The sequence below is a fragment of the Mycolicibacterium septicum DSM 44393 genome (genome assembly GCF_000455325.1).
GTDB lineage: Bacteria > Actinomycetota > Actinomycetes > Mycobacteriales > Mycobacteriaceae > Mycobacterium > Mycobacterium septicum.
In genome coordinates this window covers 927,029-952,826 of the sequence record NZ_HG322951.1, presented here as the reverse complement: position 1 = coordinate 952,826, position 25,798 = coordinate 927,029, and the positions used below count along the sequence as shown (strand labels likewise).

Below are 25,798 nucleotides of genomic sequence, written 5' to 3'. Positions count from 1 at the left end.
AGGCTATGGGCGCCTCACCACAACGGGCCATCGCACTGTCCCGCCATGCAGGACACCAGAGTTCGAGCCTCAACGAGACGCAGCCGCAGGCGCCGCACTGAGCATCTGTTTCCATCCGTCGTCGGCGGCGCCGGATTGCCTCAGCAGGTAGGTGACACCGTTGGGACCGCTGACAACTCCGCTGGCCGGGGTGAAGACCGCGGTGGCCGCAGCAGGCCTGTAGATGCACGGATTGGGCTGTTGGCCGCTGCACTGCACGTTGCCCTGGCTTGGCGGGCTCAGTGGGTCGCTTCTCAGACCGGGAGGCGATGGAAGCTGGTCGGCAGGTAGCGGGTTCAGTCCGGTGTTCACCGTCGGAGCCGGTACGACCAGGCCGGGCTGCACGGGCTGATCGCAGCGCGCGGCCGGCGCCGGGCAGTTGCGCATCTGGTTCGGGTCGCCGTACCAGGGGTTGGTACCGGCGGCCCGGTAAGGCTCGTCGCTGCGACACTCGGCCGGGGTGGCGGCCCGCTTACCCGGCACATCTGCACAGGGATAGTTCCGTGCGCCTCTGACGGCGTATGGCGCGTCCATCGGGATCTTGCAGTATTGGATATCGGTGGGCAGCGGCTGCCGACTGGTATCTGCCGGGGAGCGCCACCCCGATGCCGATCCATATCCCGTCAGGCATGGTGGCGGTTGATTGACCGCGACGTTGAAGTCAAGGGCCCCGCGACCGGGGAATGCCGACGTCACCGTCTGTGCGATCGCGGCCCCCTGCGGCAGCACGACGAGCAACTGTTCGAGCCCGGCGTTGTAGCGCTTGAGCATGTCGGTGACGATCGCGGTATTGGCCAGCAACTGCGGCAGACTGTCACGCAGGCCACCCAACAGCGCGGTGGTCTCGTTCGCGGCCGGGCCCGCCTGGACGAGTATCGACTTCACGTTGGCGTCGTTGTCCGCGAGCTGGGCGCTCAGCGTATCCAGATTCGCTGACCATTGTCTGATCGTTGTGGCGGAGTCGATTTGGCTATCGATCACGGGCGCACTGCGGTTGATCACGTCATCGATGTCGCCGAGATGAGCCTCGAAATCACGGGACACCGATGCCGTAGCATCAACAAGGCGTTGCAGCATCGGTCCCAACCCTCCGACGGCCTGCGAAGTCTCGTCGAGGAGCTGGGGGATCTTGTCTTGCGGCAACGCCGAGAGTGCGCGGTCGGTCGCATCCAGGGCAGGTCCGATCGGTGCCGGAACGGTGACGTTCGTGATGGTTGCACCGTTCGACAGGAAGGGCCCTGAATCACTGTCGGCGACCAGATCGACGTACTGTTCTCCCACTGCCGAAACCGAGTGCACATTCGCCGAGACACCGGCCGGAATCCGATACTGGTCGGCAACGCGCAATGTAGCGCGGACTCCCGTTCTGGTCGGGGATACATCGGTGACTTTGCCGATGGTCGCACCGCGATAGGTGACGTTGCTGCTGGCATAGAGCCCGCCGGTGACCGGCAGGTCCACGACCAGCGTGTACTGGCCCACGCCTGCCAACGCGGGCAAGCGCAGGTAATACCAACCGAGGACGATCAACGCGATCAGGGTCAGTGTGGCGAAGATGGCAAGCTGAATGCGTGCGAACCTGGTCAGCATGTCTACCGGGCTCGTTCCACTAACGGGCCACCAGGAGCATTGTTCGGATTCGGCGTGGAATGAATATCGGGAATCATCGTGTTCGGGTCGCGTCCCCATCCCTGTTCCAATGCCCTCAGCGCCCCAGAGAATCCGGTCCCGGTCAGCAGGCCGTTGTCCAGCGCGCTGAGCGTCAGATCGATGTCGCCGGAAAGATTCATGTAATCGCCCCGCACGATCTTCGGCACGTTGTCGATCGGGAACGGCAGGGTGAGTAGCAGTTTCGATGCGCCGATCAAGTAGGGGGAGGAACGCTCAAGCTCGATCAACGGGCGCTGTAGCAGGCGCAGATCTGCTTCGAGGCTGACCCGTGCCGCGGTCAGGGTCTCGTTCACGACGTCCCCAAATCGTCCGACCGCTTCGACAGCATCGGTGAAACGTTTTCGCTGTTCGGCGAAATATGCGATCAGTGACGGGAATTCGGACAGAACACGGTCCAGCGTGACAGTGTTCGCGGCCAGCAGTTCGGTGAGCCGCTCGGCGGAGTCGATGGCGCGGGTCAGGTCGTCGCGTTGACGGTTGAGTTCGGCGGTGAACGTCGCGAGCTGATTCAAGAAGTTGCGGATGTGCTCACCGTTGCCAGACAGCGCCTTGTCCACCTCAGTGGTGATCGCTTCCAGGTTCGGAATGCCACCGCCACGCAGGACCGCGGCCATGCTGGCAAGGGTGCGTTCCGTGGTCGGGTACGCCGTCGAGTTCTTCAGCGGGATGATGTCTCCGTCGCCCAGCTGCTGCGGTGACGGTTCCGGCGGGACGGCCAGCTCGACATGCTGAGAGCCCAGCAGACTGGTCAGCCCGATCTTGGCCGTCGCATTGGTGGGCAGGCGCACCCCGCCGGCCAAGCTGATGGTCAGGGTGGCCACCCAGTTCCGAAGCTCGATGGCTCGCACGGATCCGACGTAAACGTCAGCTACGCGCACACGGCTGTTGGCATTGAGTGCCAACGTGTCTGGCACCTGGACATAAATCGTGTAGGACCGTGTGCCGGTCCCGGGCCCTCCCGGAAGAGGCACGTTGGCCACTCCGCGCCAGCTGCTACACGAACTCGACAGCAGCACGGTGGCCAAGAGCGCGATGGCACCGGTACCCAACCGGGCACCGCGGAGGAAGACGCTCATCATCCGGTTCCTCCCGCCGTCGGGTTCGCGAGCAGACCGGCCAAATCCTCTGGGGCAAGCATGTTCTGGGTGAACAGCTGCAGTTGCAGGCCATCCATGCCGGGGGCGATCTTCCAGCCAGGTTCGTGGTTTCCATGGCTGAACGCCGAGTCAACGGCCCACACACCGGGAACTGTGGTGTCCTTGTATCCCGGTGGGGGCCTCAACCGTTCTTCGGAGTAGGCCACCTGGTCGGGCACGGTGTCCGCAGTCGAGGCGAGGTTCAGCCCGACGGGAGGGTAGTTGAACTTGATCGCGTCCAGTACCGGTGCGAGGTACTGGGCGCACAGTTCGGCGGATTCCTGATAGCCCAGCCGACTGGCTGCCTGAACGGAACTGCAGATCATCTGCAGTGGGTTGGCGAAGTTCGGCGCCTGTAGTTGGGCAGTGATCGCGCCGTGGGCGGGCTCGTACATGGCCGCGGAGTTTGCCGCCATGTTGGGCAGCACGTGGAGAGCGGTTTCCAGGCCATCCCGTGGCGTAGGCGCCACGATGGCGCTGGTTGCCTGCTCCAGGTTGTCGATCCCATGCGACAGCGGTGATCCGTTGTCGCGTACCAGGGTTCGGACCGTCGACAGTAGAGCGTCGATCTGCTGTACCGCATCCGCCAGTTGCCGGTCTGACTGAGTCATTCCGTCGGTGAACTGAGCGAGGTTGGCATTCAGCGCCACAAACTTCTGGTCGTTCTGATGCAGGGTGTTGGAGAATTCGGCGACACTACGGATGACCGCGAAGAAGTCGCCACGTCCCTCGCTGAGCGCGGTCAGCGCCTGTGACAGGTTCGTCAGGGCTATACGAAGCTGCGCACCCTTGCCGGCCAGGCCATCTGCGAGCGAGCTGACCGCCTGTCCGATCGGTCCAGCCGGCGTCTCCGGTGTCGGCCCCAGTTCGTCGAGCAGGCGAGTGACCTGGCCTCGCAAGTCATCCCATTCGACCGGAACCTGTGTCCGCTCCAGCGGGATGACCGCCCCGTCAGTGAGCGTCGGGCCGCCCCGGTAGACCGGCGTCAGTTCGATGGCGCGAGATGCCACGAGGCTCGGATTGATGATGGCCGCGTAAGCGTCGGCGGGCACCTGGTACTGGGCGTCGAAGTGGAACGTGACCTTCATCCGCCCACCGGCTGGTTCGATCTCGTCCACCGCGCCGACGGCGAAGCCCATGATCTGGACCTTGTCTCCGGGATAGAGCGCGTTGGCCTCAGGAAAGAATGCGGTCACCGTGGTGGTCGTGACGCGCTGATAGAGGCGCCAGCCGACGTTGATCGCCATGATCGCCACTGCCCCGGCTACTGCCAGCGCAATGACGGTACGCAGTCTGAGCCTGGGCCACTGCAGGTTACGGATACTGAAAACGGTTGACACTCAACCTCCAGAAAGCGCCGGTTCGGGCGTATCTACGGGCGCGAGGTCGGTACGGGCGCCGGGTGGGGCCGCCGGTAGCGGGACCGGGGTCCCAGGCAACACCGGCGCCGTCTCGCCAGGCGGCGCCGCGGAAGGCAGCCCCGGGGACATCGGCACGGCTGCGGGCTGCGGCGGTAACGGTGGCACCAGCGGTGGTGCGAAGCCACCGGGAACCGGACCGAACGGGCCCTGGTCAAGCCTCGCGCAGGGCTGCGGGTCCGCTGTATTCGGAACGCCGTCTGACAGAGGGGTGTAGGAGCACGGTGAACCTGGCGCGACGGCCGGACCGGGGTGTTCGGGTGTGCCTTCCATCGGTGTGGGCGCCGACGGTGGTGCGCCGTTGGCATGACGGGCGCCGTTGGGATCGGGGAACTGGAACGACGGCAGTCCCGTATCACGCCAGAACTTCTGGGGATCGATACCGCGCTTCTGGAACGCCGCATCGATGAACGGCTGCAGAAACTGGCCCGGCAACAGATTGACGATCATGGCGTTGAAATACGGTCCTGAACCGAGCGCTTCGCTCAATGAGGCCGCGAAGTTGCGGACCGTGGTCAACAGCCTCACCAGGTCAGACTTGTGTTGAGCGAGAATGCCGGACAGCGATTGCAGCTGAGTGAGAACCTTGTTGAGGTTGGGATTGTCGGCGACGACGCCCTGGACCTGACGCGACACATCGGAGACCCGGTGAAGCAGCAACATCGTGGCGTCATTACGCGCGTTGAGTTCTCCCAGCACGGTATTGGCATCGACGAGCAGCTGATTGATCTGCGGGCTGCGATCCCCCAGGATGCCGATCACCTTTTTCGCCTTCGCCAGAAGGTGTTTGACCTGCTCATCCCGGGATCCCACGGCATCGGAGAACCTGGCGACGCCGGTCAGGGCGGCGGACAGATTGGGCGAGGACTGATCGACGACCTCGCTGAGCACTTCCAGGGACCGCTTGACTGCGTCCAGATCCCAATCGGATGCGGCTTTGGTGACGTCGAAGAATGCATCGTAGATCTGATAGCTGGACGTACTCTGCCCGACAGACAGCACTTCTCCGCTGCGCAGCCGACGGTCCCCACGGGATTCGATTGCCAGGAACTTCTTTCCTAAAATGGTATCGGTGCGAACAGCCGTACGGCTCTCGGCGCCGATGGCGGTCCCGCCCAGGGTGAATCCCAGTAGGATGTGGTTGCTTTCGATGCGCTTTGAGGTGATCTGGCCGACCACGATCCCGGCGATGCGCACCTTGTCGCCGACATTGATCCCACCGGTGTGAGCTAGCTGCGCGTAGTAGACCGGGGAGGCGAACAGCATCGGGATGTTTGAAAGACTCTGCCCCACACCGATTACGAGCACCGTGAGGACGACGCCGATCACGCCGGTTCGAATGCGGTTGCCTTCGCGGAGGATTCTCATTGCGGGGTGCACCGACCTGACGTCTGGTTGGCAACCCTGACTTTGCGCACCGGCCCGCCCGGTTGCAGTCCGTTGACGATGAACGTCAGATCGCAAAGATAGAAGTTGAAGAAGTTGCCGTATAGGCCGCCGGATCTACCCAGAATCTCGAACGCATCGGGCAGTTTGGTCAGCAAGTCGTCCAATTGATCTCGCTGATCCAGCAACGGCTGCTGGAAGCCCTCGGCACGGGCCAAGGTCTCCGTCAAGGCCGGACGGTTATCGGCAAGGAGATCTGCCAAGGTTCCCGACGCGCGACTGATGCGAGCGGTGGCCTCGGCGATCGGCTCGGCCCGTTCCCTCAGCCCAGAGATCAGCATCTGCAGGTTGACCACCGTGGAGTCGAGATCCGTCTGATGACCAATTGCGGTGTCGAGCACCGTATTCAGATTGGTAATGACATCGCCGATGGTGTGGTCTCTGTCCGCCAGCGTCGATGTCAACTGTGCGGTTTGGTCGAGTACGTCGGCAATGGTGCCGCCTTGTCCCTGCAACGCGGTGATGATCGACGAGGCGATGTCGTTGACCTTCTTGGGATCGAGCGCACGAAACAACGGCCGGAATCCACCGATCAGGGCATCGAGGTCGAGGGCCGGAACCGTGCGCGCGAGCGGAATGGTCCCGCCCGGATCGAGGACGTGGTCGCTGATACCCCGCTGAATCTCAAGGTATCGATTCCCGATCAGGTCGGCGTAGCGCACCTGCGCGGTCGTCGAATCCGTCAGCTGCAATCCGCCGTCAACCGAGAAGTCCACCCGGGCCAACTGCGCGTTATCGATGAGGTGAACGCTGCGGATCTTGCCGATCTCCACACCGGATGCACGTACGAACTGTCCGGCACGAAGGCCACTGGCATCTTTGAAGATTGCCGAGTACCCGACAGTCCGGTCGAACCGGACCTGACCGAAGACGCCGAAAATCACGGCGGTGAAGATAAGCAGCACACAGGAGAAGACGCCCAGTTTGACTACTGTCGCAGTGACTTTCATGGGTTGATCGTGTTCTCCCCGACTTGACGCCCCCATACGTAATCGATCATCAGCGGGTGCCCGAGTTCGACGTGGTTGTAGGGAGCTACGCTCGCCCCGGTATCCATGACCAGGTAGGGCGCCGGCCACAGGTCGCGATTGATGGGTTGCCAGCAACCGGGCGCGCCGCCAGGGCCGCCTCGTGCACTCACTCGAGGCAGATTGTCCGGGTACACGTATGGGTTTTCGGCGCCCAGTATCTTGTTGATCCCGTGTATCGAGTAGCCGTTGTCGCCCTCGGCAGCTGCGACTTGCGGGCTGACATCGTGGTAATTGCGGATCAGACAAAACAATTCGGGACTGTAGTCATTGAGTAGCGTGGCGGTGCGCTCCAAGTCCGACAACGCACGGACCAGATACGGGCTACCTTTTTCCAGGATCGGCGCAGCGGTGTCTCCGAACCCGATCGCCTCCAGTAGGGCGGTGTCGAGGCTGTGTCGCTGGGCGTTGACGGTGTGGGCAGTGGCAGTGGCGTTGCTCAGGAAGCCCCACAGGTGTGGCGAGGCATCACTGTAGACATCGGCAAGTTCAGCCAACCGGCGGATGTCGTGGTTGATCTGTGGCATCTGGTCGTTCAGCCGAGCCATGATGAGTTCACCGTCTCGCAGGGACTGGCCGAACCGTTCACCAAGTCCGTTGAGTGCCTCCGCAGTTGCAGTCAGTGTCGCATTCAGCTTGACCGGGTCCACTTTCTCCGAGATCGACATGATCGTTTCAAACAGAGTGTTGAACTCCGTGGTGACCGCTCGTGCGTCGATCACCGTGTCTGCGCTGATCGGCAAGAGGTCCGGATGGTCCGGAGACAAGAGCGAGATGTACTTGTTGCCGAATACGGTGCTGGCAGTGATCGATGCGTCCACATTCGAAGGGATCGCCACGAGGTACTTCTTCTCGATGTCCAGGGAGATGCGGGCGGCAGGCACTCCATGTATCTCGGTTTCGTCGACGCTGGTGACCCGACCCACTGCCAACCCGTTGTAAGTGACCTTGGACCCGGGATCCATGACCAGGCCGGCGCGGCTGGACAAGATCGTCAAGCGGACTTGTGAGTAGAAACCACCGCGGAATTGGACCCAGACCACGAGCAGAGTCGCAGCACAGAGGACAAGTAGTACCGCCCCGGCCACCTTGAGCGGTGGTCCGTGAGCCTCATTGGCAACCAAGCCGGCGCCATCCCTTCGGCAGACCCAGGATTGAGTTCCACGGTGGAATTGTTGGTCCGGAGCAATACACCGCAACCGGAGCGCAGTCACAACGTCCGTGTCCCATGTTGCGGGACGCCGCTTCGCTGGTGCCGGAACCATCTGCGGCACAGTCGATCAACGGGTCGGATGACCTCCGGGCCGGGCAGTATCGGTGAACCAAATCCCTGGGTCAGCCCGTCGCTCGCGCTGCGCGCCGGATCGATTCCTCCCGGGCACCTTCGATGATCGTCGAGGTCGTCTTGCGCAGGATGCGGACGACCAGGGAAGCTGGAACACGCACGCGCGGAATTGAATCCATGACGTACACCACTGCCGTGCCCTGAGGGTGGTCAGTGAACGTGATCGTGCCGACATGGGAACGAACCGGCAGACCCCCGACGACGCGATACTGGATCCGCTCGCCGGGGACCAGATCGACGATTTCTTCACGAATCCCGAATGGGCCGGAGCTGATGTGATGCACTGCCCCCACGCCCTGGCGTTCGGTATTGCCAGGTCGGATGAGAGTGGTGCGGAAGGGCAGATATTCGCCACTGCTCTCACGGTCGGCGAAGACGTCGTAGACGATGTGGCGCGGAGCGTTGATCACAGTCTCCTGAGTGTGTCGGGCCATCGTCAATCCTTTCCTCTCGGCGACGACGGTCGTCGCGGGCCGCCGGAAACTGAGCACGTCATCGGTTGCGATTCCGCGTGCCCTGCTCGGCAAGTCGCGAACGTTAGTCCTCTGGCGTGTTGCGAGGGAGGGGGCCGTCCCGGAAATCAGGACAGAAGAGGAATTTCCAGCGGCCCGCGTATGCGCAGACCACTTTTCATCGGGTCGTCAGCGTCGCCGCAAACCGTTCAGGATCGTCGAAAGACCGAACTCGGCCGATGCCTGAACCGCCGAAGCGTCAACGACTTTGCGATCCGTCCGCCACTCGAGAGCAAGAACTCCCTCCATCATTGCCCACAGGGTCGTGGCGGCAATCGACGGTTCGGCGTCCAATTCAATACTGCCGTCGGCGACACCGTCCGACAGGATGTCGGCGAGCTTGCCAACCTGCTCTTCAACTTTGGCAGCAATTCGCTCAAGCGCGTCCGGCTCGTCCGGCGGTGTGTTGAGCAATTCGAACTGGCGCGGACGTTCCCGCGCGAATGCGACGTAGGCGCGGGCTACGGCGACAATGCGATCGAGTGGCGTCCCGGGCGAGGCAAACGCCGACACCATGTAGCGCCGATTCTCCTCCACCGCCCGCTCCGCGACAGCGACCAAAACTTCAGGGCGGCGCCCGACGCGGTTGTAGACCGTCTGAATGGCGACATCCGCCCGCTCGGCCACCGCCTCCACCGTGACGGCGCTGAGCCCACCTTTGACCAAGAGCGCTTCAGCAGCGTCGACGATCGCTTCGCGATTTGCTGCCGCACGTCGTGCGGTCCTGCCCATCTCGAAAGTGGGATGCGTCTCAGTCACGTTCAACAGTTTACTCGACTCCATACTTGGAGTAGATTCCAATATTAGAGCCAATTCCACATACGAAGGAGTTCCATGATGAAGAAGCAAACCGCCGAGCTGTACCGCGACCAGCAGGCGTGGCGAGAACTGCAGGAATACCTGCCGGAACGGCTGCGCCTCACCGGCCAGACAGCACCCACTGAGGAGTTCTGGTCCTACCGCGGCCATCGCGTCCACCTCGACCGTTACGTCAACCCCGATGCTCCGGCCAAGATCGTGTTGCACCACGGCGTCGGGACAAACGGACGCCAGATGAGCCTGATCGTCGGCGCCCCACTGGCACAGCGTGGATTCGAAACGGTTGCTCTCGACAACCTGGGCTACGGCCTGACCCAGGTGGCCCCCGGCACGGTGCCGTCCTATGACGATTGGGTGGACCTGGTGGTGGACTTCCTGGCCTACGAGCAATCCCGCGATGACCGTCCGATCGTCCTCTACGGGCTCAGCGCCGGCGGAATGCTGGCATATCACGTGGCAGCCAAGGCCCCCAGAGGGACACTGCGCGGAATCGTCGGCATGACGTTCCTAGACCAACGCGATCAGAAGGTCCGGGATGAAACGTCGCATGACAAGTTCATCTCTCGGGTGGGCGCACCCACCATGAGCTTGTTCGCTTCAACCCCGGTGGCGAAGATGCCGTTCCCCATGACGGTGGCATCCAAGATGTCCGCATTGGTGAACGACAAAGGTGCGCTCGAGGTGATGACCGCGGACAGGACGTCCGGCGGCAACTGGGTCCCCATCAAGTTCCTCGACAGCTACATGAACTACGCACCGGCCGTCGAGCCCGAGAACTTCGACGCCTGCCCGGTCCTGCTCACCCAGCCGGCCGAAGACCGTTGGTCCCCATTGGAACTGAGCCAGCCCGTGCTGTCCCGAATCACGCGGGTGCCGGTGACAACCGTGATGCTCCAAAACGCCGGCCACTACCCCATCGAAGAGCCTGGATTGCAGCAAATGCAAGACGCCATCGCCGATTTCGTTACTGCCAACACGCAGTGATCCATATCGGCACCCCCGGAGACACGCGTCAGAACCAACCAAAGGAGCCCCCACCGCCATGACTGCTCGCGTAGTACTACTCGGTGCGACCGGTTATACCGGCGATCTCGTCCTCGACGCGCTGCTGCGTCGCGGCATCTCACCAGTTCTTGCCGGCCGCGACCGGACTGCGCTCCACGCGCTCACGCAGCGCTCGGATGGCCTCGAGTACGTGCAGGCCGATGTCACCGATCCCACGAGCGTCGCCAGCCTGGTGAGACGCGGAGACGTGCTGATCACCACGGTCGGCCCGTTCGAACGATACGGATACGCCGTCGCGAATGCGGCCGCCCAAGCGGGCGCGCACTATATCGATTCCACCGGCGAAGTTGGATTCGTCCAAGAACTGCGACGTCAGTTGCACACTCGGGCCGCCAACTCGGACACCGTCATCTTGCCGGCGTTCGGATACGACTACGTCCCCGGCAATTTGGCCGGCGCCCTTGCCCTACGCCAAGCCGGAGGAGCCGCACGCTCCCTGGACATCGGATACTTCGCGACCGGTCCCCTGTGGCACGGCCTCAGCCAGGGAACACGCACCACCATGCGCGACGGCCTGCATCTGCCCTCCACGTGCTGGCGCGATCGCGGTCTCGTCGACGTCCGAACCGCGTCCGGCGTGCGCGCCTTCAACATTCGCGGCCGTCACAAGAACGGCTTCCTGGTGTCTGGCACTGAAGTGCTCTACCTGCCCGAGGCATGCCCCGCACTCGACAACGTCAACGTGTACAACGGTTGGTTCCCGAAACTGAGCCGCTCCGCATCCGCACTGTCGGCCTTTGCAGCGGCTGCATCCCACGTGCCTGGCGGACGCATGTTGGTCGATGCGCTCACCCGTCCCGTGATCGGACACCCCGGCGGGCCAGATGCGACCGAACGAGGACGAACCCGTACCCATGTCGTCGCCGTCGCCTCCTCCGCAGCTGCACCCCTGGTCGAGGTACACCTCGAGGGGCCAAGCATCTACAGCCTCACCGGTGAACTGATCGCTTGGGCTGCACAACAAATCGTCGCGGGCCATAGTCAGGCAGCGGGAGTCATCGGCCCCATCGAGGCGTTCGGCCTCAACGCCCTGCAGTCAGGCTGCGACGAAATCGGCCTCGTCTCAGTGTGATCGGAACGCAGACGGACCGCTAGGGGCAGACCTTCAGCCCGCCAGCGGTTTTCCCATGACTGCACCCGGGTGTAAGAGCCTTGGTCCCCATTCCTGGAGGGGTGCGACCCAAGCAAGGAAGCCCCAATGCCGACGCAATGTTCTTGTCTACCCATTGCCCGTAGGCATCGGGAGTACTGCCCGAAAATTCATCCTTGGCTTGGTTGAACGTCTCGCCCGGAGTTCCGGGGAGCCGGGGTTCCGATTCACACCCACAGCCGTGGTTACGTCACCCACCATTTTGGGATCCCGCGGAACCTAGGCCGTTGTCGTTGGAGCTTGGGTCGGTCGGCGGATCTGCCCATGCGACGCCGGCGAGTGGAACAGAGATCGCTGCGACTGCGACGGCGGTGACAAACAGTTTCGTGATCATCGCTCCTCCTACCAATGACGTGAGCCCGACGGCTCACCTGACCGATCGTCGCGGCGATCCGGCGCGCTGCACTCAGTAGTCAACTACGACTACAGCGACACCCACACACACTTGTTGTCTCGCGGTAGTCAGTCGATCAGACTCTTGATCACCGTGCCACCTCAGGCGAGCGACTGCGAGCGCACTACGACCAGCGAGCTGGCGGCATTGCGGATCTAACCTGACAGCAACAAAAGAGTCGGCGCGTCCCGCCCGCGGCGATGGGGGGGAGTTGTCGTCAGGTCATCGAGGTGGACAATGAACTGACGGCCGGAGGGCGGGACGCGCCGACGGCTAGTCGGGCCGCTGCAAAGGCCCCAGTCTGTTGACTTGTGTTAGTTCATGTTCCAGGGCTCGCCGTAGGTGGTGACGCTGTCACCGGTCGAGGCGATCAGGCGGGCGAACGGACGCAGCAGCACGCCACCGGCCGCACCGGTCACGGTGCCGTGCGCGTTGGACACCGCCACACCGCCGGCCGGACCCTTGACGTCCACCGAGAAGGTCGCGACTTCCTGGATACCCGGGCCGTTGCCCAGGTCAGCGCTGATCGACACACCCGGGAACAGGTTCGGGGTGATGACCGAGTTCAGGCCGAAGGGCGGGCCGGTCAGGTCACCATCGTCGATCAGGATGTTCGGGGTGGTGTAGGAGAAGTTGATCCCCACACCCAGCGACCAGGGGAAGCCGATCTGGTAGCCCAGCTCCAGCGTGCCCTCGAAGTCGTCGGCACCCGCGCCGGCCACCGTGTACTTGGCGCGACCGGAGTGGAACCACTCACGGGTCAGCCGGTTGCGGTCCAGGGGGAACACACCATTGAGGAAGGTGTCCCACTGCTGAACGGTCAGGGTGCGGTCCTGACCATCAACCAGGCTCAGTTCATTGTCCAGACCCGCATGAGAAGTGCCCGTGCCTATAAAGAGGCCAGCGATGACCCCGGCCATTGCGGTCACCATTGCTGTGAACGCCCGACTGATTGCCTTCATGTTCTCCCTAGCTGTATCGCCGACGCCCCCGCGGCCGTGGGTTCTGTTGTGCACCAGCTGTTCAACGCTGACCTTCCACACTGGACATGCGGCATGACCGGAGGGCCATCAGGCACCCCTGGCACGTTGCTCAGGTTGGCAGCAGGAACGTAACCGCGCCCCAGCCGCCCGGCAACGGCATCGCGTATACGGGCCAACACCCGTAGACCCTCCGACGAAGATTTGCTGGACACCTCGCTACTCGATACATGTAGCGAGTCGTCCAGCGCAAACGAGCCGCCATCACTTTCGCTAAAAAATGCCATTTAGGCCCAGCCTGCACCATAGGACATCGCCGCGAAACAGTCTCGACACCAGACTATTTGCACTGAACAGGAATCAGGCAGGCACCGATCAGACTCGGCCAAAGGGGCGGGCGATCCTCAAAGACATCGCCTCCTCTTCGCCGAGGCACCTGCAGCTAGATTGAACCGAGCAGTGTTAACTGCCGACGACCATGGGGGTCCCGCGGACGTCTACAGCTGGTCTTAATTGTGATATACATCACTTTCGTCATAGGCCGGTTTGGTAGGGAGTGGTTCGACGAACTGGTCGATAGCCGCGCTCAATCGGTGGCTCGCCGACTGATGTCGATACTCACGAACAGAACTGTCCGGCAACGTCGCCCAACGTCCAACGCCACCAGAATGCACGAGCAATTACGACCGGGAGTCACAACCAGAGTGGTGGGCCTTGGCGAATCGCGCGGACGTGCCTTGGCCAAGAGGCGCACGGACTGCTGGATCCACGAAGGCCAGCTCCTGATTCTCCGCGACAGCCATGCCCGGACAATCCTTGGTCCGCGGCGCAAGCCGATCGAAATTGTCGGCGTGTACTTGCCTGATTGTGGCAGGCGCGGGTAGCCCCACTGCGCAAGCGTTCAGAATTATCGAGGATCGCAGACGCGCCCAATGTTGGTGTAGACGTTGGACTTCCAGTTCGATTCGGCCATCGACGGCCTGGCCGTCAATATTGCCTCCATGATTGCCGATCACACCCGAGAATCCCTGCTACATCAATCTGGTTGTATGTAGCCACAAGAGTGTGGCCACGTCGAGTCCGCCCCGGGGGGATCAATGAGAGTGATGCTGCTCGATGCAGAGATGGCTATCGACGACGCCGTCGAGGCAACGTTTTCGTCGACGATCTCAATGTTCGAGTTCGACATCGTTATATGGAACCCCCTGCGATCTATCGCTACTTACAACACCATGGAGGAGTACGCCTTCCGGGCACGCAGCTTCGAGGGTCGGCGGTGGCTGTCGAGCCACGATTCCGCGGAAATCAAGCGAGATGTGGCACGGCGGAAAAGCGAAATTGTCGACTTCCTCCAACTTGGGCGCACGCTCGTAGTGTTCCTTCCAGGCGATCTGACAGTCGCCGTCGAGACTGGGGAAAAGCGATATTCAGGCACTGGCCGTAACCAGAAAACAACGAACATCCTCGAAGACTTCGACATCTTGGCTGCGCTACCGGTCCTGCTGGAGACACAGTTCGCTACTGGGATCGACATGCAACCCGTGGATAGCAGCATCGGCCCCCTCTATCGGGATACGGTCGATTACTGGCAGTACGGCAGGGTCATTGACGCAGACCCGCCTTTTCATCCCCTGCTTCGCGTAGCGGGAACCACGAAAGTTGTTGCAGCAGAAGTCAAATTCGATGCAGGTTCAATCATCTTCCTGCCGTTGTTGTGGACCGATGACGATGGGCAACCTGACGCCCCTGATGACGACGACGGCCACAATGCCGAGGCCGAGACTAAAGAGCCTTCACCGGGTGCCGTCGTTGACAACCTCGTTGTGAAATGGTTGATCGAACGGACCACGACGGAGGACATTGCCTGGCCTGAATGGACTGACCACTATCGCTTCCAAACCGAACTCGACCGCGCGCCTGCCGTCGAAGCACTCGCAGTGCAGGCCGCCGAGATCCAGGCTCAGCTCGACGGCCTAAATGCGGAAGCGGACGCGGACCGAAAATGGAAGCTACTGATCACTGGTACCGGGACACCATTCGAGCTGGCCGTCGCCGACGCGCTGCAGATTCTCGGGTTCCAGCTTCTGCCAGTGATCCCGGGACGCACGGACATACGCGGAAGTCATAACGACGTACCGATCGTCGTGGAGACCAAGGGTGTCACCAAGAGTGCCGCCGAAGCGCACTGCGCCCAACTGGAGAAATGGGTCGCAGAAGAAGTCGAAGCCGGCCGGAAGCCGAAAGGCATCCTCGTCATCAATGCCTGGCTCAAGGACCCGCCGCTGGCGCGGACGAGCGCTGCATTTCCGCCGCAGATGCGCCCGTACGCCGCAATGCGCAACCACTGCTTGGTATCGGGTCTTCAGCTCTTGAACATCGCACGGACCGCTGTGCGTGAACCGGACCGACGCGAGGAGCTGGCCACCGTGCTGCTAAGTACCATCGGGGTCGTCGAGGGATGGGACGACCCTGCTCAGATCTTCAATGAGATGCCCGAGCCGCCGACTAAGAAAAGAACAACACGGCGCAAGAAGAATAACAACAACAACGAATGACGGGATGTTTCAGAGGCCAGTGGGCGAAGGTTGAAGAATGCAGAACCCATGAAGGTGTGCGTCCTCGAAACGGAGTTGCAGACCATGGCTCAGACCTTCATCCCAAGAACAAATCCCAGAGCGCCCGAGCACTCCAAAATGACTGCAGCACCATTGCTCAGCGACAACAGCTCGTGGTCGCGCGACGATAGGGATTGGCAGGCACAAAGGCCGAGAATTCCGACGCCGTCGTACTGCTGCGGGCTGCGACTCCAGCCCTTTCCTGTTGAGCTAGCGCCGACGCCAGAAATGCCGATTGAAAACGGCAACAATCGTGAGGTCGCAACAGGTGCTATGCACGCGCGTTCCGAATCGTCGTCTATCGCCGCTTCGCCATGGCACGCTGCTCAAGCTTTGTCGACCCTGCGGTCAGATCAGGTCGTCGTCACGAACAAACCCCTAACCATCCCTGCCATCTGCGGAATTGGTTCTCCACCGCAGCGTTTAGGCTAGTGCAGCCTTAAAGGCGCAAACTAGTGCACTCATAGATGCGACGACCTCGTCGTGTTTTGAATCGTACGGGCTGTTCCGCGTCTCCGATTCGAGGATGTACGACCCGTTGTAGTTTACCGCAAATGTCTGATGGAAAAACGCTGAGAACGAGATGTCTCCCCCGCCAATGAAGCGACGCATGTCACCGGGGACGGCGTCTCTTAGTTGGATGTGCGCCACTCTCTTCGCCTCGGCGTGAAACGCCATCACAGGGTCAGCGCCGGAAGCACGTACATGCGACGTATCGAAGGTAATGAACGTAGGGTCTGCGATGCGGTCAAGTAGTGCATGCACGAGATCGAAGGTTTTCACGGTTCGAAGGTAGTGGGGAGCCTCCACCGCCAGTCGAACGCCGTAGGCGTTGCAAACCTCATTCGCTGCGACCAATCCGTCGGCGACTTGGCTCAGAAAGACCGTGTCGCCCCTGCCTGCAACACCTTTCCTGCCGCCGGGAAGCATAAGAACGGGTGCGCCGATATCGGCGCAGAAAGCCGCAAGTCGTTCGACGCGGGGCAGTACCACGGCGGCGGATTGCTCGTCGAACGCCTCCGGATCGGCATTGACTGCGGCGGGCCGCACGCCGCTGCGTCGGATGATATTGCTTGCAGCCGAAAGTTCCGTTTCGTCAGCGTCGGGATTGACGTGTTCACAGACGCCCCGCAATGCGCCTAGGTCGACAAGTTCTAGGCCTAGGTCGGTGATGGTGCCCAGGGCTCTGCCTAACGTCATGTGGCGAAACGAAACGGTTGAACACCCAACGCGTTCAACGAACGGCCTATCGAGCCGAAGTGCCGGGGTTGTCGTGGTCACGGCGACCATCCTTCCTCGTGACGCCTGCGCACAGGGCGACGAACCTCCAACCGTAGCCAGGCGGCGCAGGATCAGCTTTTCTCATTAGTTGGACAACATGTTCACTAGATGATTACATACTGGTGCTCCCCATCACAGCTGCACCCCGGTCAGGGGGGCTGCCCCGGGGACGTTCTATGTCAGGAGGAATGCATGGCCGCGTCGGCAAACACGACCGCGACGCTTCAAACCAACGAAATCGCCAGAATTCAGGAGCGTGCGAACTTCGCCCGCTTGGAGACGGTCCGGCTTATTTCCATCGCTAAGACAGGGCATTACGCGTCCGGGTTCTCGTGCGCGGAGATCCTGGCGTCGCTTTACTACGGAGTCATGCGCCTGAAACGAGGGGAGCCGACGTGGAAGGACCGAGATCGGTTCCTCTTCGGAAAAGGGCACGCAGCCGCCACTCTTTACCCGCTCCTCGTGGATTGGGATTTCTTCCCTAAGGAGGTGTTAGACGAGTACACACGCTTGGGAAACCCGCTCGGCGATCACCCGGACATGACGAAGGTGCCGGGAGTCGATTTCTCCTCCGGCTCGCTAGGCCACGCACTGTCTGTCGGCATGGGCATGGCGATGGCTGGCCGCATCCAGGGACGCGACTTCAATACCTTCGTCCTACTCGGAGATGGCGAGCAGCACGAAGGACAGGTGTGGGAAGCCGCGCTCAGCGCGGCCCATCATAAGCTGCGCAACCTCGTGGCGATCATCGATCGCAATGAGTATTCCTTGGACGGCAGGGTCGAAGACGTGACTGCCCTTGAACCGCTAGCCGACAAGTGGCGGTCATTTGGCTGGTCGGTGTACGAGGTTGACGGCCACGACGTCCCGAAGCTTCTATCAACGCTGCGGCAGGTGATAAGCGACGTGGAACGCTCGCAACCGGCTGTCATCATCGCGCACACCGTCAAAGGCAAAGGTATCTCGTACATGGAGTCGGAGTTCGGGTGGCATCTAGGCTGGCTTGCTCCTCAAGACGAAGCCAACGCAATCGCTGAGTTGAAAGGACAACGGTGACAACCACTTCAACCCAACTGCAACCGGAGTCTTGGGAGCTGCTGTCAATGCTCGAACGTGCTCCCGGTCTGCACACATTGGCGGATACGATCGCCGAACTTGCCGACAACAATAACGATGTCGTCGCCGGCACCGCGGACCTGAAATATTCCAACGGACTTGTTCGATTTCAGGAACGCCACCCTGACCGCTACATACAGTTCGGCATTTCCGAACAACACATGGTGAGTGCGGCGGCCGGTATGGCTGCCGCCGGACTAGTCCCGTATGTAGCAACATTCGCATCGTTTCTGGCGCTTCTATGCTGCGAGCAGATACGCACCGACTGTGCATGGACCAAACTCCCAGTGCGACTGATCGGGCACCATGCGGGCATAACTCTCGGTTTCTACGGCACGTCACATCATGCACTGGAGGACCTAGCGATTGGGCGATCGATCGCAGGGCTGACCGTCGTGGCTCCAGCCGATTCCGCGCAGCTCGAAGCCGCGCTTCGCGCCTCCATCGACCATGAAGGACCGATCTACTTCCGCATCGGGCGTGGTCGGGACCCGAAGGTCTACGACTCAGCCGAACTGTCCGATTTCAGATTTGGAGCCGCGATCAGTCATGGCGAGGGCTCCGACTTGACGATCATTGCCACCGGATCCATGGTGCATCCAGCCATAACGGCTGCAGAACGTCTCAAACGTGACGGACTAAGTGTCGGAGTTCTTGATGTGCACACCTTGAAGCCCTTCGACGCGGAAGCAGTACTTGCAGCGGCGTCACGCTCGGATGCGCTCCTAACAGTGGAGGAGCACAGTGTCATCGGCGGATTGGGCGGCGCGGTGGCCGAGACGCTCGCCGAAGCTGGCGTCGCAACTCGCCTTCGACGGCACGGCGTCAAGGACGAATACGCACCTGTCGGCCCACCTACCCACCTCTATGCCCACTATGGGCTGGACGCTGACGGCATTGAGATTCAAGCGCGGACTCTCCTCAGGTAAGAGGCGCCGCAGGTTGCCACTATTCGCGGGAGTGATTTCACACCCGCAGGTGGTGCGGTGAGCGTTCTCGTCGCAACGAATGCGGCGGTGGCTCACCGCACCACTGCCAACCGAAACCACGCTCCGCGTAAAACCCTCTTGTCAGGAGTTCATCAATGACGAAGCATCAGTCCGCTCTCCACCCCGACGCCGCTGTGACGTTTGTCGGTTTGGGGATGATCGGCCGACATATGGCCTTACGCGTGGCGGCACACGGATTCCGGGTGACTGGAGTCGATCCGATGCCAGCGGCCCACGAATGGGCGCAAGGCAAAGGGATCGCCGCTACCTCATCCCTCGTCCAGGCTCCATCGCCCGACGTTGTAATAGTCATGGTTGCAACGCCGGAACAAATGGCCGCGGTCGTAGACGACGCCCTGCACGTAACTGTCGCCGGCGAACGATGGATTCTGATGAGCACAGTAGGTCCAGACGCGATCCAGAAACAGGCTCTGCGCCTCAGTCGTGCGGGAGCCCACGTCATAGACGTCCCAGTGACAGGCGGCGTAGCCAGAGCGCGCACCGGTGACCTGACCCTTTTTGCAGCCGGTTCCAAAGCTGATCTAGATGCCGTCAGTCCGGTACTGGAGGCCATGGGCAAGATTCGGGAGGTCGGCGGGGAGGTCGGCGCTGGACAGTCGTTTAAACTGGTAAACCAACTCCTCTGCACAATCCACATCGTCGCAGCGGCTGAGGCACTAGCGCTCGCCGATCGACTCAAACTAGACCCAGCGCGCGTACTGACCATTCTGCAGGAAGGGTCGGCCGCATCCTGGATGTTGTCATCCCGAGGACCACGGATGCTAGCGGGAGCCGATTTCGAGCCCACGAGCACCGTGGGCATATTCGTTAAAGACAGCGCTCTCGTCGAGGATGCCGCACGCACCGTCGGCGCTTCGGTACCACTGCTCCAGGCAGCACGAGACCGTTTCAATATGGCTTCCGACTCCGGCCTTACGTCGCGCGATGACTCCAGTGTCATCGAAACCTATCCCCCAAAGCCCAAAAACCCTCTGCGGCAAGGATCTTGACAACGATGAACGCACAGATTGAACGTGGCACCCCGCACGAGAAGGCGGCAATGGTGTCTTTCGCTGCCATGGTTGGGACCGCCGTCGAGAACTACTCATTCTTCATCTACAGCAGTTGCGCGGCACTTTACTTCGGCGAAGTCTTCTTTCAAACCAGCGACCGAGTCGTCGGCGTGCTCGCGTCATTCGCGACGTTCGCGGTTGGCTTCTTATTCCGCCCGCTGGGCGGCTACCTGTCCGGCCATTATGGCGATCGCCTCGGACGCAAGCGAGTCCTCTTGTGGTCATTGCTCATCATGGGGATCGCTACCGTACTCATAGGGTGTCTGCCCACCTACGGTCAGATCGGCATCCTCGCTCCTATCCTGCTGGTGGTACTCCGAAGTTTGCAAGGTGTCGGCGAGGGGGCCGAGTGGGGCGGCGCAGTACTAATGGCTGTTGAGCACTCCCCAGCTCAACGCCGCGGCTTTTTCGGCTCCCTTCCCCAGATAGGGATCCCCATCGGACTTCTCCTCGCCAACGGGGCAATCCTCCTGTCGCAGTCGTTCTTCGGCGGCAGCGACTGGTCCTGGCGGGCACCGTTTCTTTTCTCGACAGCCATGGTTGCCGTCGGGCTGTTCATCAGGCTCCGTGTTGAAGAATCCCCGGAGTTCACAGAGATGGAGGCACAGAACGAGATTAGGGATTCCCCTGCCCTCGACGTCCTGCGCCGCGACTGGAGGTCGGTGCTGAGAATTAGCGGTCTGAGATTGGCGGAGACGGGCGGATATTACATCGTAACTAGTTTCATGATCTCTTACGTGGCGCTGGCGGGCTTGGCCGACAAGAACGCGGTACTGATCGGCACGGTCGTTGGCTCTGCGATCGGGCTTATCAGTCACCCGTTCTACGGTGCGCTCTCTGATCGCATCGGACGTAAGCCCGTATTCCTGTTCGGCTCCGTGTTCACAATCCTCTTCGGTTTCCCCATGTTCCTCTTGGTCAACACCGGAGCAGGTATTGCTGTTGGTGTTGCTGTTGCTGTCGGCCTCCTGCTGTCCCACGATCCAATCTTCGCTGTCGAAGCGTCCTGGTTCCCCGAGTTGTTCTCCCGAGAGGTACGACAGTCAGGAATTTCTCTAGGCCACAATGGGGCTGCCATCGTCGCGGGTGCACTACCGTTTGTGGCGACGCTGCTCTACGACAGAATCGGCTGGGTAGGTGCCGCTGCGTTGTTCACCTTGTTGGGTGTCATCTCAACCGCTATCGGCATTCTGACTCGCGAGACTGCTCCGGCACGGAGAAGCAGCGGCGACTCTGCGCGGGCCGAAGCCGGCGCATTTAGCTAGCCATTCGGTGGCTTGAGCGTCCACCGCCTTCCGTAAACGACATGGCCAAAGGAGCCGGACCGTGTTGAACGATTTACCAACCTATTCGGAACTGCTGTCACGCAGGGATGCCCCAGCTGGATCGACTTGGGGACTCTTCGATGACAACCCCGAGCGTGGCATGGCCAACCTCGCCGGCCCCAATGAGGTTCTTTCCGCAGCAGAACTCGTCCTGCGTGGCAAAACGTTCGGGCTAGACTACGCGCTAGATGCCTTTACACCGGCGTTGGGTCCGCCCAGGACGCCGCCAACGCACACAATCGTTTCCAAGCATCGCGACCAACGCGATGACCTCCTCGACGGATTCTGGCTTCAGGCCAGTAGCCAGATCGATGGCTTGAGGCACCGAAGGCACGCAGAACACGGTTTCTATAACGGAACCTCCGACTCAGCTATCAACGAGGGTGAACCTGCACTCGGGGTGCAGCATTGGTCGAACCACCCCATCGTCGGACGTGGAGTCGTCATCGATGTCGCTCGACATCGCATCGCAACAGGCCAATCGATCGATCACAAAGCAGGTGAAGCACTTACCTGCAAGCTGCTCGACGAGGTGCTCGCAGCGCAGGAGGTCGAGCTCGCTCGGGGCGACATTATCCTTATTCACACGGGTTGGGCGGCTTGGTACTTGAGTTCCACCAGCGCAGAGCGGAAGACGGTGGTCGAAAGCGGGCGACGAACGGGCATGGCGCAGTCGCAGGAACTGCTGGCGTGGATCTTCGACCACAGGATTGCGCTTGCAGCAAGCGACACCTTCGCGTTCGAAGCACTCCCGCCAGTACCAGGTTCGCCATTCGGTTCAGATACAGATAACGGCATGCTTCATCAAGACCTGATCGCCCTGCTGGGCGTGCCCCTTGGTGAACTGTGGCGCCTCGACGAACTCGCCGAAGATTGCTCGAAGGATCGAGTCTACGAGTGCCTGTTGATCGCCAAGCCGCTCAACCTCGTAGGGGGCGTTGGATCCCCCGCAAACGCCACCGCCATCAAGTGAATTGCGGGCCAAGGTACATATGAAATACCCTGCAGGACTTGGCGATTACGCCGTTTCTCTGGAGCAGTCGCGATCCTCATCCGATCCGTCCGCCCGGTTTGGCTCCGTCGTCGATTCTCCGGTTGGCCAGCAACCGGACAGTCGACAGTGACGAACGTCCGCGCCATTCCTGCAGTCCGACACCGCAATTCATCGCAATCGCAATCGGCATTCTGCTAATGTAGGTATGCGCGTCGTGCGAATAGGCGTCGTCGACGCGGCAATCCGGTTGCCGACGACAGTCGGCAACCGGATTGCGTAATGCATTCCGCACGTGACGGGGACAGCCCTTCGGACCCGAAAATTTCATCCGGCGGCCATCGGCATGGACTCCGCCACTCCGCGTTCCATAGCAGAGCAGCGAAGGATTCCTCGAAGGCTACGCACTGCCGACCAGCGTCCACCGATGAGGTCGTTGGAGACTCTCGCCGGAAGCCCGGTGTACGGATCTCTGCGAGCGCAGGTGTCGCTTGCCACCGACCCATGCGTTGCAGCGAAGATACTCGCGCACGAAGCGCCCCTACGTCGTCTCAGTTCTCGCGGTGACGCTAGGCCGAGCTGGTCTTGAGTTGTCGCGGCGTCAGGTCAAAAGGGTGAATCCGATCCTGCGCTCGAATGCACATACAGCGCGAGGCTCTCATCGCCAGATCATCGCGGCGGAACACCACGGCTCCAGCTCCACGCGCAAAGCAAAGGCCACTGATCTCGCATTCCATTGAGCCAACTGAAGGTTCCCATAGTCCAAGTTCGTGCCCGAGGCGCATCGATACCTACCGGCCGGCAAGCGAAACGAACCACTGCGGCGCAACACCCTGAACCAATCAGCGGAGGTAGTCGCGACCAAACACTGATGGTGGGCCATAACGAGGCGTTCAGATCCCAGCCGAATGTCGCGGACGTGCTATTAACACGCCCCGGCTCACGACTAACTTGCAGAGAATCTGCGGTGGTGATCTCCGTCACGGTGCCTTGTGGGACAAGGGCTTCCAAGTCTGCGCCACTACCAGATGACCCTGTTGCCAGTCCCTTCAATCGTGATGCCGAGGAGGTCCCTTACATGGCCAGAAAACTGTTGCGGGAGGTGTTCTGTGCGAGACCCGCACAAGGCCACTTGACCGCGGGGGTACGAAAACAGTCCGCGAACGTTGTTGGGCGCGAGGCCAATACCGACACTTGCGCCACACTGCTGACGGAAATCTGACATGGCAGCGATCGAACAGCGCAGCATCGACTACATTCCAGAGAGCGAACGGCACGGCACTCCCCGGCAGCTATTCACCATGTGGTTTAGCTCCAACCTCCAGGTTACGACTTTGGTCGTCGGCACTCTCGGTGTTGCCGGTGGCCTCAACCTCTTCTGGAGCACAGTCGCAATCCTGATCGGCGTCGGCGTCGGAACCGTATTTATGGCTGCCCATTCAGCCCAGGGACCACATCTTGGGATCCCACAGATGATTCAAAGCAGAGCGCAATTCGGCATCTACGGCGCCGGACTGCCCCTACTTCTTGTAATCGTCGGCTATACTCTTTTCACAGCCGCCAATGGCGTAGTAATGCGCGATTCGGTTAAGGCGGTCACGCATCTAGGTGACAATGCGTCGATCATCCTCTTTAGCCTGATTACACTCGTAGTAGCATTTGTGGGTTACGATTTGATTCACCGTATCGCGGCCGGCATGACGGTGCTGTCAGGAGTTATCTTTCTGATCGCATTGGTGCTGGTTTTCATTCACGGTTTCCCTGACTCAGCGTGGGTGCCATCAGAAGGATTTGTCGGTACGGGCTTCCTTTTGGCCATCACGGGTTCGGCATCCTGGGCAATTGGCTTCGGACCGTATGTAGCGGACTATTCACGGTACATGCCCGCCAATACGAAAACCAGTTCAGCGTTCTACTGGACATACTCCGGCAACATGCTGGGCGAAGTTATGGTGATGTTTCTTGGCGCCTGCCTCGCTGTGGCCTTCACAGATAGCACCACCAACCCGGGGGCGGCCGTGGCAGGCCTCTTCGGCAACTGGGCACTGGCGGCATACCTTATCGTCATCCTCGGAGTGGTTCTGATAAACGTCCTCAACGTCTATAGCGCCTACATGTCTACGGTCACTACATTCTCCGGCTTCGGCGGTCAGAAAGTCGTAAGTCCGGGGGTGAAGTTGATCCTGATGTCGCTAGTTACGATCCTTGCGACGGGCATCGCAATTGCGACGCAGGATAACTTCAACACCTATTTCAGTGACATCCTCATTGGCCAGGTATATTTCCTGGTGCCATGGAGCGCGATCAACCTTTGCGATTTTTACCTTGTCCGACGCGGACGGTACTCTGTCGACGAAATGTTCAACCCTGACGGCATCTACGGTCGCTGGGGTGCCGGAACACTGGCAATCTATGCATTGTCGTTCCTAGCGCAGATACCGTTCATGAGTTTATCCTTCTATCAAGGGTTCATCGCAACACAAATTGGGGTAGATCTCGCATGGATACCGGGCCTCATTGTTCCTGCTTTGCTGTACTACTTATACGGAAATCGGTATCTAGTGACGGACGAATTGATTCTCCAAAATGCCCACGGACTAGTTCCAGCTACTGACGCCCACTCCGTCCCGGTTGCCCATACGCATGCCATGTGTGAGCCCGGCACGCTACGTCGCGAACCAGGCAACCTCACCGAGGTCGATGAGGATCACACAGCCAATCCCAATGCCCTGATAGCGCCCTCCGCGTCGGACGGAGTGCGAGAGAGTTGAGGATCGTTCGTCACGCTTTCAGGCCCATGTTGCGATGACGAAAGGTGGGAGCTTGATCGACGCTCGGAGATAGCCTCGATCAAGCCTCCATCAAGCACCCCAGATCGCCTCGTCGGCAACGCCGGCCGAGACGGTATCTGATTGCGGGGCATGGTTTTCGACATCCGAAGCGACTTTGACGCCCCACGTCCGTGGGTACACGAAAAGGTCACCTCGGCATTCCCTGCAGCACATCAAGCTTCCAGACACCTCAGAGAGGGACTGCGTGAGATCGCTCGAGCTATTCGAAGCCGATGCATTCAAGCGGGGAACGCCATCGTAGTGCAACTAGGCCCGTCCGCGACAAGGAGGTCTGTACGGGACTACCTAGGACCTTTCGCTAGAAGGTCATCGCGCGGAGAGGAAGACGTCCCGCGGAGTCGGCTCACCGTGTTAGCGCTCCAGTTGACCAATATTCCGCGACAAGACAATTCAGTGACCAAAGCGATCAGGCGACGGTGATGTCGCAAACTAGCTCAGCCACTCGGCGGCGGCGGGCGACATCACTGGTAGCGATTTCAACAACGCTCTTCGCCGTGATGCCTGCGACTCTGACCACCATCGCCGGTTCGATGAATACGCTCAGCCTGCTGTG

At 60.9% G+C, this 25,798-nt stretch carries 20 protein-coding genes; 9 read left to right on the top strand and 11 right to left on the bottom strand.

Annotated elements, in window-relative coordinates; all coding sequences use genetic code 11:
- Nucleotides 1-69: 69 nt before the first annotated feature.
- The 8 genes from TX88_RS04360 to TX88_RS04325 form a co-directional block, all read right to left on the bottom strand.
- The gene (locus TX88_RS04360; protein WP_044514931.1) at nt 70-1,629 is read right to left on the bottom strand and encodes an MCE family protein; all 1,560 of its coding nucleotides are present in this window, start codon (nt 1,627-1,629) and stop codon (nt 70-72) included.
- A 2-nt stretch (nt 1,630-1,631) separates the two neighbouring features.
- Nucleotides 1,632-2,789, bottom strand: coding sequence for a virulence factor Mce family protein (locus TX88_RS04355; RefSeq protein ID WP_084621805.1), 1,158 nt, complete (start codon nt 2,787-2,789; stop codon nt 1,632-1,634).
- Nucleotides 2,786-4,186 carry an MCE family protein gene (locus TX88_RS04350; RefSeq protein WP_044514928.1) on the bottom strand — a complete coding sequence of 467 codons (1,401 nt, stop codon included), beginning with the start codon at nt 4,184-4,186 and terminating at the stop codon, nt 2,786-2,788. The genes TX88_RS04355 and TX88_RS04350 overlap by 4 nt, the downstream gene beginning before the upstream one ends.
- Nucleotides 4,187-5,632, bottom strand: coding sequence for an MCE family protein (locus TX88_RS35525; protein ID WP_044514927.1), 1,446 nt, complete (start codon nt 5,630-5,632; stop codon nt 4,187-4,189). It lies immediately after the preceding gene.
- Nucleotides 5,629-6,660 carry an MCE family protein gene (locus tag TX88_RS04340; protein ID WP_044514925.1) on the bottom strand — a complete coding sequence of 344 codons (1,032 nt, stop codon included), beginning with the start codon at nt 6,658-6,660 and terminating at the stop codon, nt 5,629-5,631. Before TX88_RS04340 ends, TX88_RS35525 begins: the two co-directional genes overlap by 4 nt.
- A complete protein-coding gene (locus TX88_RS04335; protein WP_044514924.1) occupies nt 6,657-7,862 on the bottom strand; it encodes an MCE family protein in 1,206 nt (401 codons plus the stop codon). The genes TX88_RS04340 and TX88_RS04335 overlap by 4 nt, the downstream gene beginning before the upstream one ends.
- Nucleotides 7,863-8,073: 211 nt before the next feature.
- On the bottom strand, nt 8,074-8,517 hold the full coding sequence (locus TX88_RS32715) for an SRPBCC family protein (protein WP_049925122.1): 444 nt from the start codon (nt 8,515-8,517) through the stop codon (nt 8,074-8,076).
- A gap of 207 nt (nt 8,518-8,724) precedes the next feature.
- Nucleotides 8,725-9,354 (bottom strand): TetR/AcrR family transcriptional regulator, encoded by a 630-nt coding sequence (locus tag TX88_RS04325; RefSeq protein ID WP_244438347.1) that lies wholly within the window; start codon nt 9,352-9,354, stop codon nt 8,725-8,727.
- A 78-nt stretch (nt 9,355-9,432) separates the two neighbouring features.
- Between TX88_RS04325 and TX88_RS04320 the strand changes: the two genes are divergently transcribed.
- Both TX88_RS04320 and TX88_RS04315 read left to right on the top strand, forming a co-directional pair.
- Complete coding sequence (locus tag TX88_RS04320; protein ID WP_044519081.1) at nt 9,433-10,398, top strand: alpha/beta hydrolase; 966 nt, start codon at nt 9,433-9,435, stop codon at nt 10,396-10,398.
- A gap of 58 nt (nt 10,399-10,456) precedes the next feature.
- Nucleotides 10,457-11,551: a saccharopine dehydrogenase family protein gene (locus tag TX88_RS04315; RefSeq protein WP_044514922.1), complete on the top strand. Its 1,095-nt coding sequence runs from the start codon at nt 10,457-10,459 to the stop codon at nt 11,549-11,551.
- Between the two features lie 786 nt (nt 11,552-12,337).
- Here TX88_RS04315 and TX88_RS04310 read toward each other — a convergent pair.
- The gene (locus tag TX88_RS04310; protein WP_044514921.1) at nt 12,338-12,985 is read right to left on the bottom strand and encodes a porin MspA; all 648 of its coding nucleotides are present in this window, start codon (nt 12,983-12,985) and stop codon (nt 12,338-12,340) included.
- 1,124 nt (nt 12,986-14,109) lie between these two features.
- Here TX88_RS04310 and TX88_RS04305 point away from each other — a divergent pair.
- Entirely contained in the window at nt 14,110-15,558 is a 1,449-nt protein-coding gene (locus TX88_RS04305; protein WP_162563082.1) for a hypothetical protein, read from the top strand.
- Between the two features lie 483 nt (nt 15,559-16,041).
- On the opposite strand, the gene TX88_RS33165 is transcribed toward TX88_RS04305, so the two are convergent.
- Entirely contained in the window at nt 16,042-16,899 is an 858-nt protein-coding gene (locus TX88_RS33165; RefSeq protein ID WP_162563081.1) for a sugar phosphate isomerase/epimerase family protein, read from the bottom strand.
- Between the two features lie 192 nt (nt 16,900-17,091).
- Between TX88_RS33165 and TX88_RS04295 the strand changes: the two genes are divergently transcribed.
- The 5 genes from TX88_RS04295 (at nt 17,092) to TX88_RS04275 (ending at nt 22,375) form a co-directional block, all read left to right on the top strand.
- Complete coding sequence (locus tag TX88_RS04295) at nt 17,092-17,955, top strand: transketolase (RefSeq protein ID WP_044514918.1); 864 nt, start codon at nt 17,092-17,094, stop codon at nt 17,953-17,955.
- Nucleotides 17,952-18,944: a transketolase family protein gene (locus TX88_RS04290; protein ID WP_244438346.1), complete on the top strand. Its 993-nt coding sequence runs from the start codon at nt 17,952-17,954 to the stop codon at nt 18,942-18,944. Before TX88_RS04295 ends, TX88_RS04290 begins: the two co-directional genes overlap by 4 nt.
- Nucleotides 18,945-19,099: 155 nt before the next feature.
- Nucleotides 19,100-20,014 (top strand): NAD(P)-dependent oxidoreductase, encoded by a 915-nt coding sequence (locus tag TX88_RS33160; protein WP_084621801.1) that lies wholly within the window; start codon nt 19,100-19,102, stop codon nt 20,012-20,014.
- Between the two features lie 5 nt (nt 20,015-20,019).
- Nucleotides 20,020-21,342 carry an MFS transporter gene (locus TX88_RS04280; protein ID WP_044514915.1) on the top strand — a complete coding sequence of 441 codons (1,323 nt, stop codon included), beginning with the start codon at nt 20,020-20,022 and terminating at the stop codon, nt 21,340-21,342.
- Nucleotides 21,343-21,403: 61 nt separating this feature from the next.
- Nucleotides 21,404-22,375 carry a cyclase family protein gene (locus TX88_RS04275; protein ID WP_244438344.1) on the top strand — a complete coding sequence of 324 codons (972 nt, stop codon included), beginning with the start codon at nt 21,404-21,406 and terminating at the stop codon, nt 22,373-22,375.
- 76 nt (nt 22,376-22,451) lie between these two features.
- Here TX88_RS04275 and TX88_RS35520 read toward each other — a convergent pair whose 3' ends face one another.
- Nucleotides 22,452-22,586, bottom strand: a complete 135-nt coding sequence (locus TX88_RS35520; RefSeq protein ID WP_280113216.1) for a hypothetical protein — start codon at nt 22,584-22,586, stop codon at nt 22,452-22,454.
- Nucleotides 22,587-23,616: 1,030 nt separating this feature from the next.
- Here TX88_RS35520 and TX88_RS04270 point away from each other — a divergent pair.
- On the top strand, nt 23,617-25,164 hold the full coding sequence (locus TX88_RS04270; RefSeq protein ID WP_084621799.1) for a purine-cytosine permease family protein: 1,548 nt from the start codon (nt 23,617-23,619) through the stop codon (nt 25,162-25,164).
- Nucleotides 25,165-25,798 lie beyond the last annotated feature (634 nt).

Coding starts and splice junctions, on each gene's coding strand:
- TX88_RS04360 (WP_044514931.1), bottom strand. CDS start 1,629: ATGCTGACCAGGTTCGCACGCATTCAGCTTGCCATCTTCGCCACACTG.
- TX88_RS04280 (WP_044514915.1), top strand. CDS start 20,020: ATGAACGCACAGATTGAACGTGGCACCCCGCACGAGAAGGCGGCAATG.
- TX88_RS35525 (WP_044514927.1), bottom strand. CDS start 5,632: ATGAGAATCCTCCGCGAAGGCAACCGCATTCGAACCGGCGTGATCGGC.
- TX88_RS04295 (WP_044514918.1), top strand. CDS start 17,092: ATGGCCGCGTCGGCAAACACGACCGCGACGCTTCAAACCAACGAAATC.
- TX88_RS33160 (WP_084621801.1), top strand. CDS start 19,100: ATGACGAAGCATCAGTCCGCTCTCCACCCCGACGCCGCTGTGACGTTT.
- TX88_RS04305 (WP_162563082.1), top strand. CDS start 14,110: ATGCTGCTCGATGCAGAGATGGCTATCGACGACGCCGTCGAGGCAACG.
- TX88_RS35520 (WP_280113216.1), bottom strand. CDS start 22,586: ATGCCGATTGCGATTGCGATGAATTGCGGTGTCGGACTGCAGGAATGG.
- TX88_RS04310 (WP_044514921.1), bottom strand. CDS start 12,985: ATGAAGGCAATCAGTCGGGCGTTCACAGCAATGGTGACCGCAATGGCC.
- TX88_RS04315 (WP_044514922.1), top strand. CDS start 10,457: ATGACTGCTCGCGTAGTACTACTCGGTGCGACCGGTTATACCGGCGAT.
- TX88_RS04340 (WP_044514925.1), bottom strand. CDS start 6,660: ATGAAAGTCACTGCGACAGTAGTCAAACTGGGCGTCTTCTCCTGTGTG.
- TX88_RS04270 (WP_084621799.1), top strand. CDS start 23,617: ATGGCAGCGATCGAACAGCGCAGCATCGACTACATTCCAGAGAGCGAA.
- TX88_RS04320 (WP_044519081.1), top strand. CDS start 9,433: ATGAAGAAGCAAACCGCCGAGCTGTACCGCGACCAGCAGGCGTGGCGA.
- TX88_RS32715 (WP_049925122.1), bottom strand. CDS start 8,517: ATGGCCCGACACACTCAGGAGACTGTGATCAACGCTCCGCGCCACATC.
- TX88_RS04355 (WP_084621805.1), bottom strand. CDS start 2,789: ATGATGAGCGTCTTCCTCCGCGGTGCCCGGTTGGGTACCGGTGCCATC.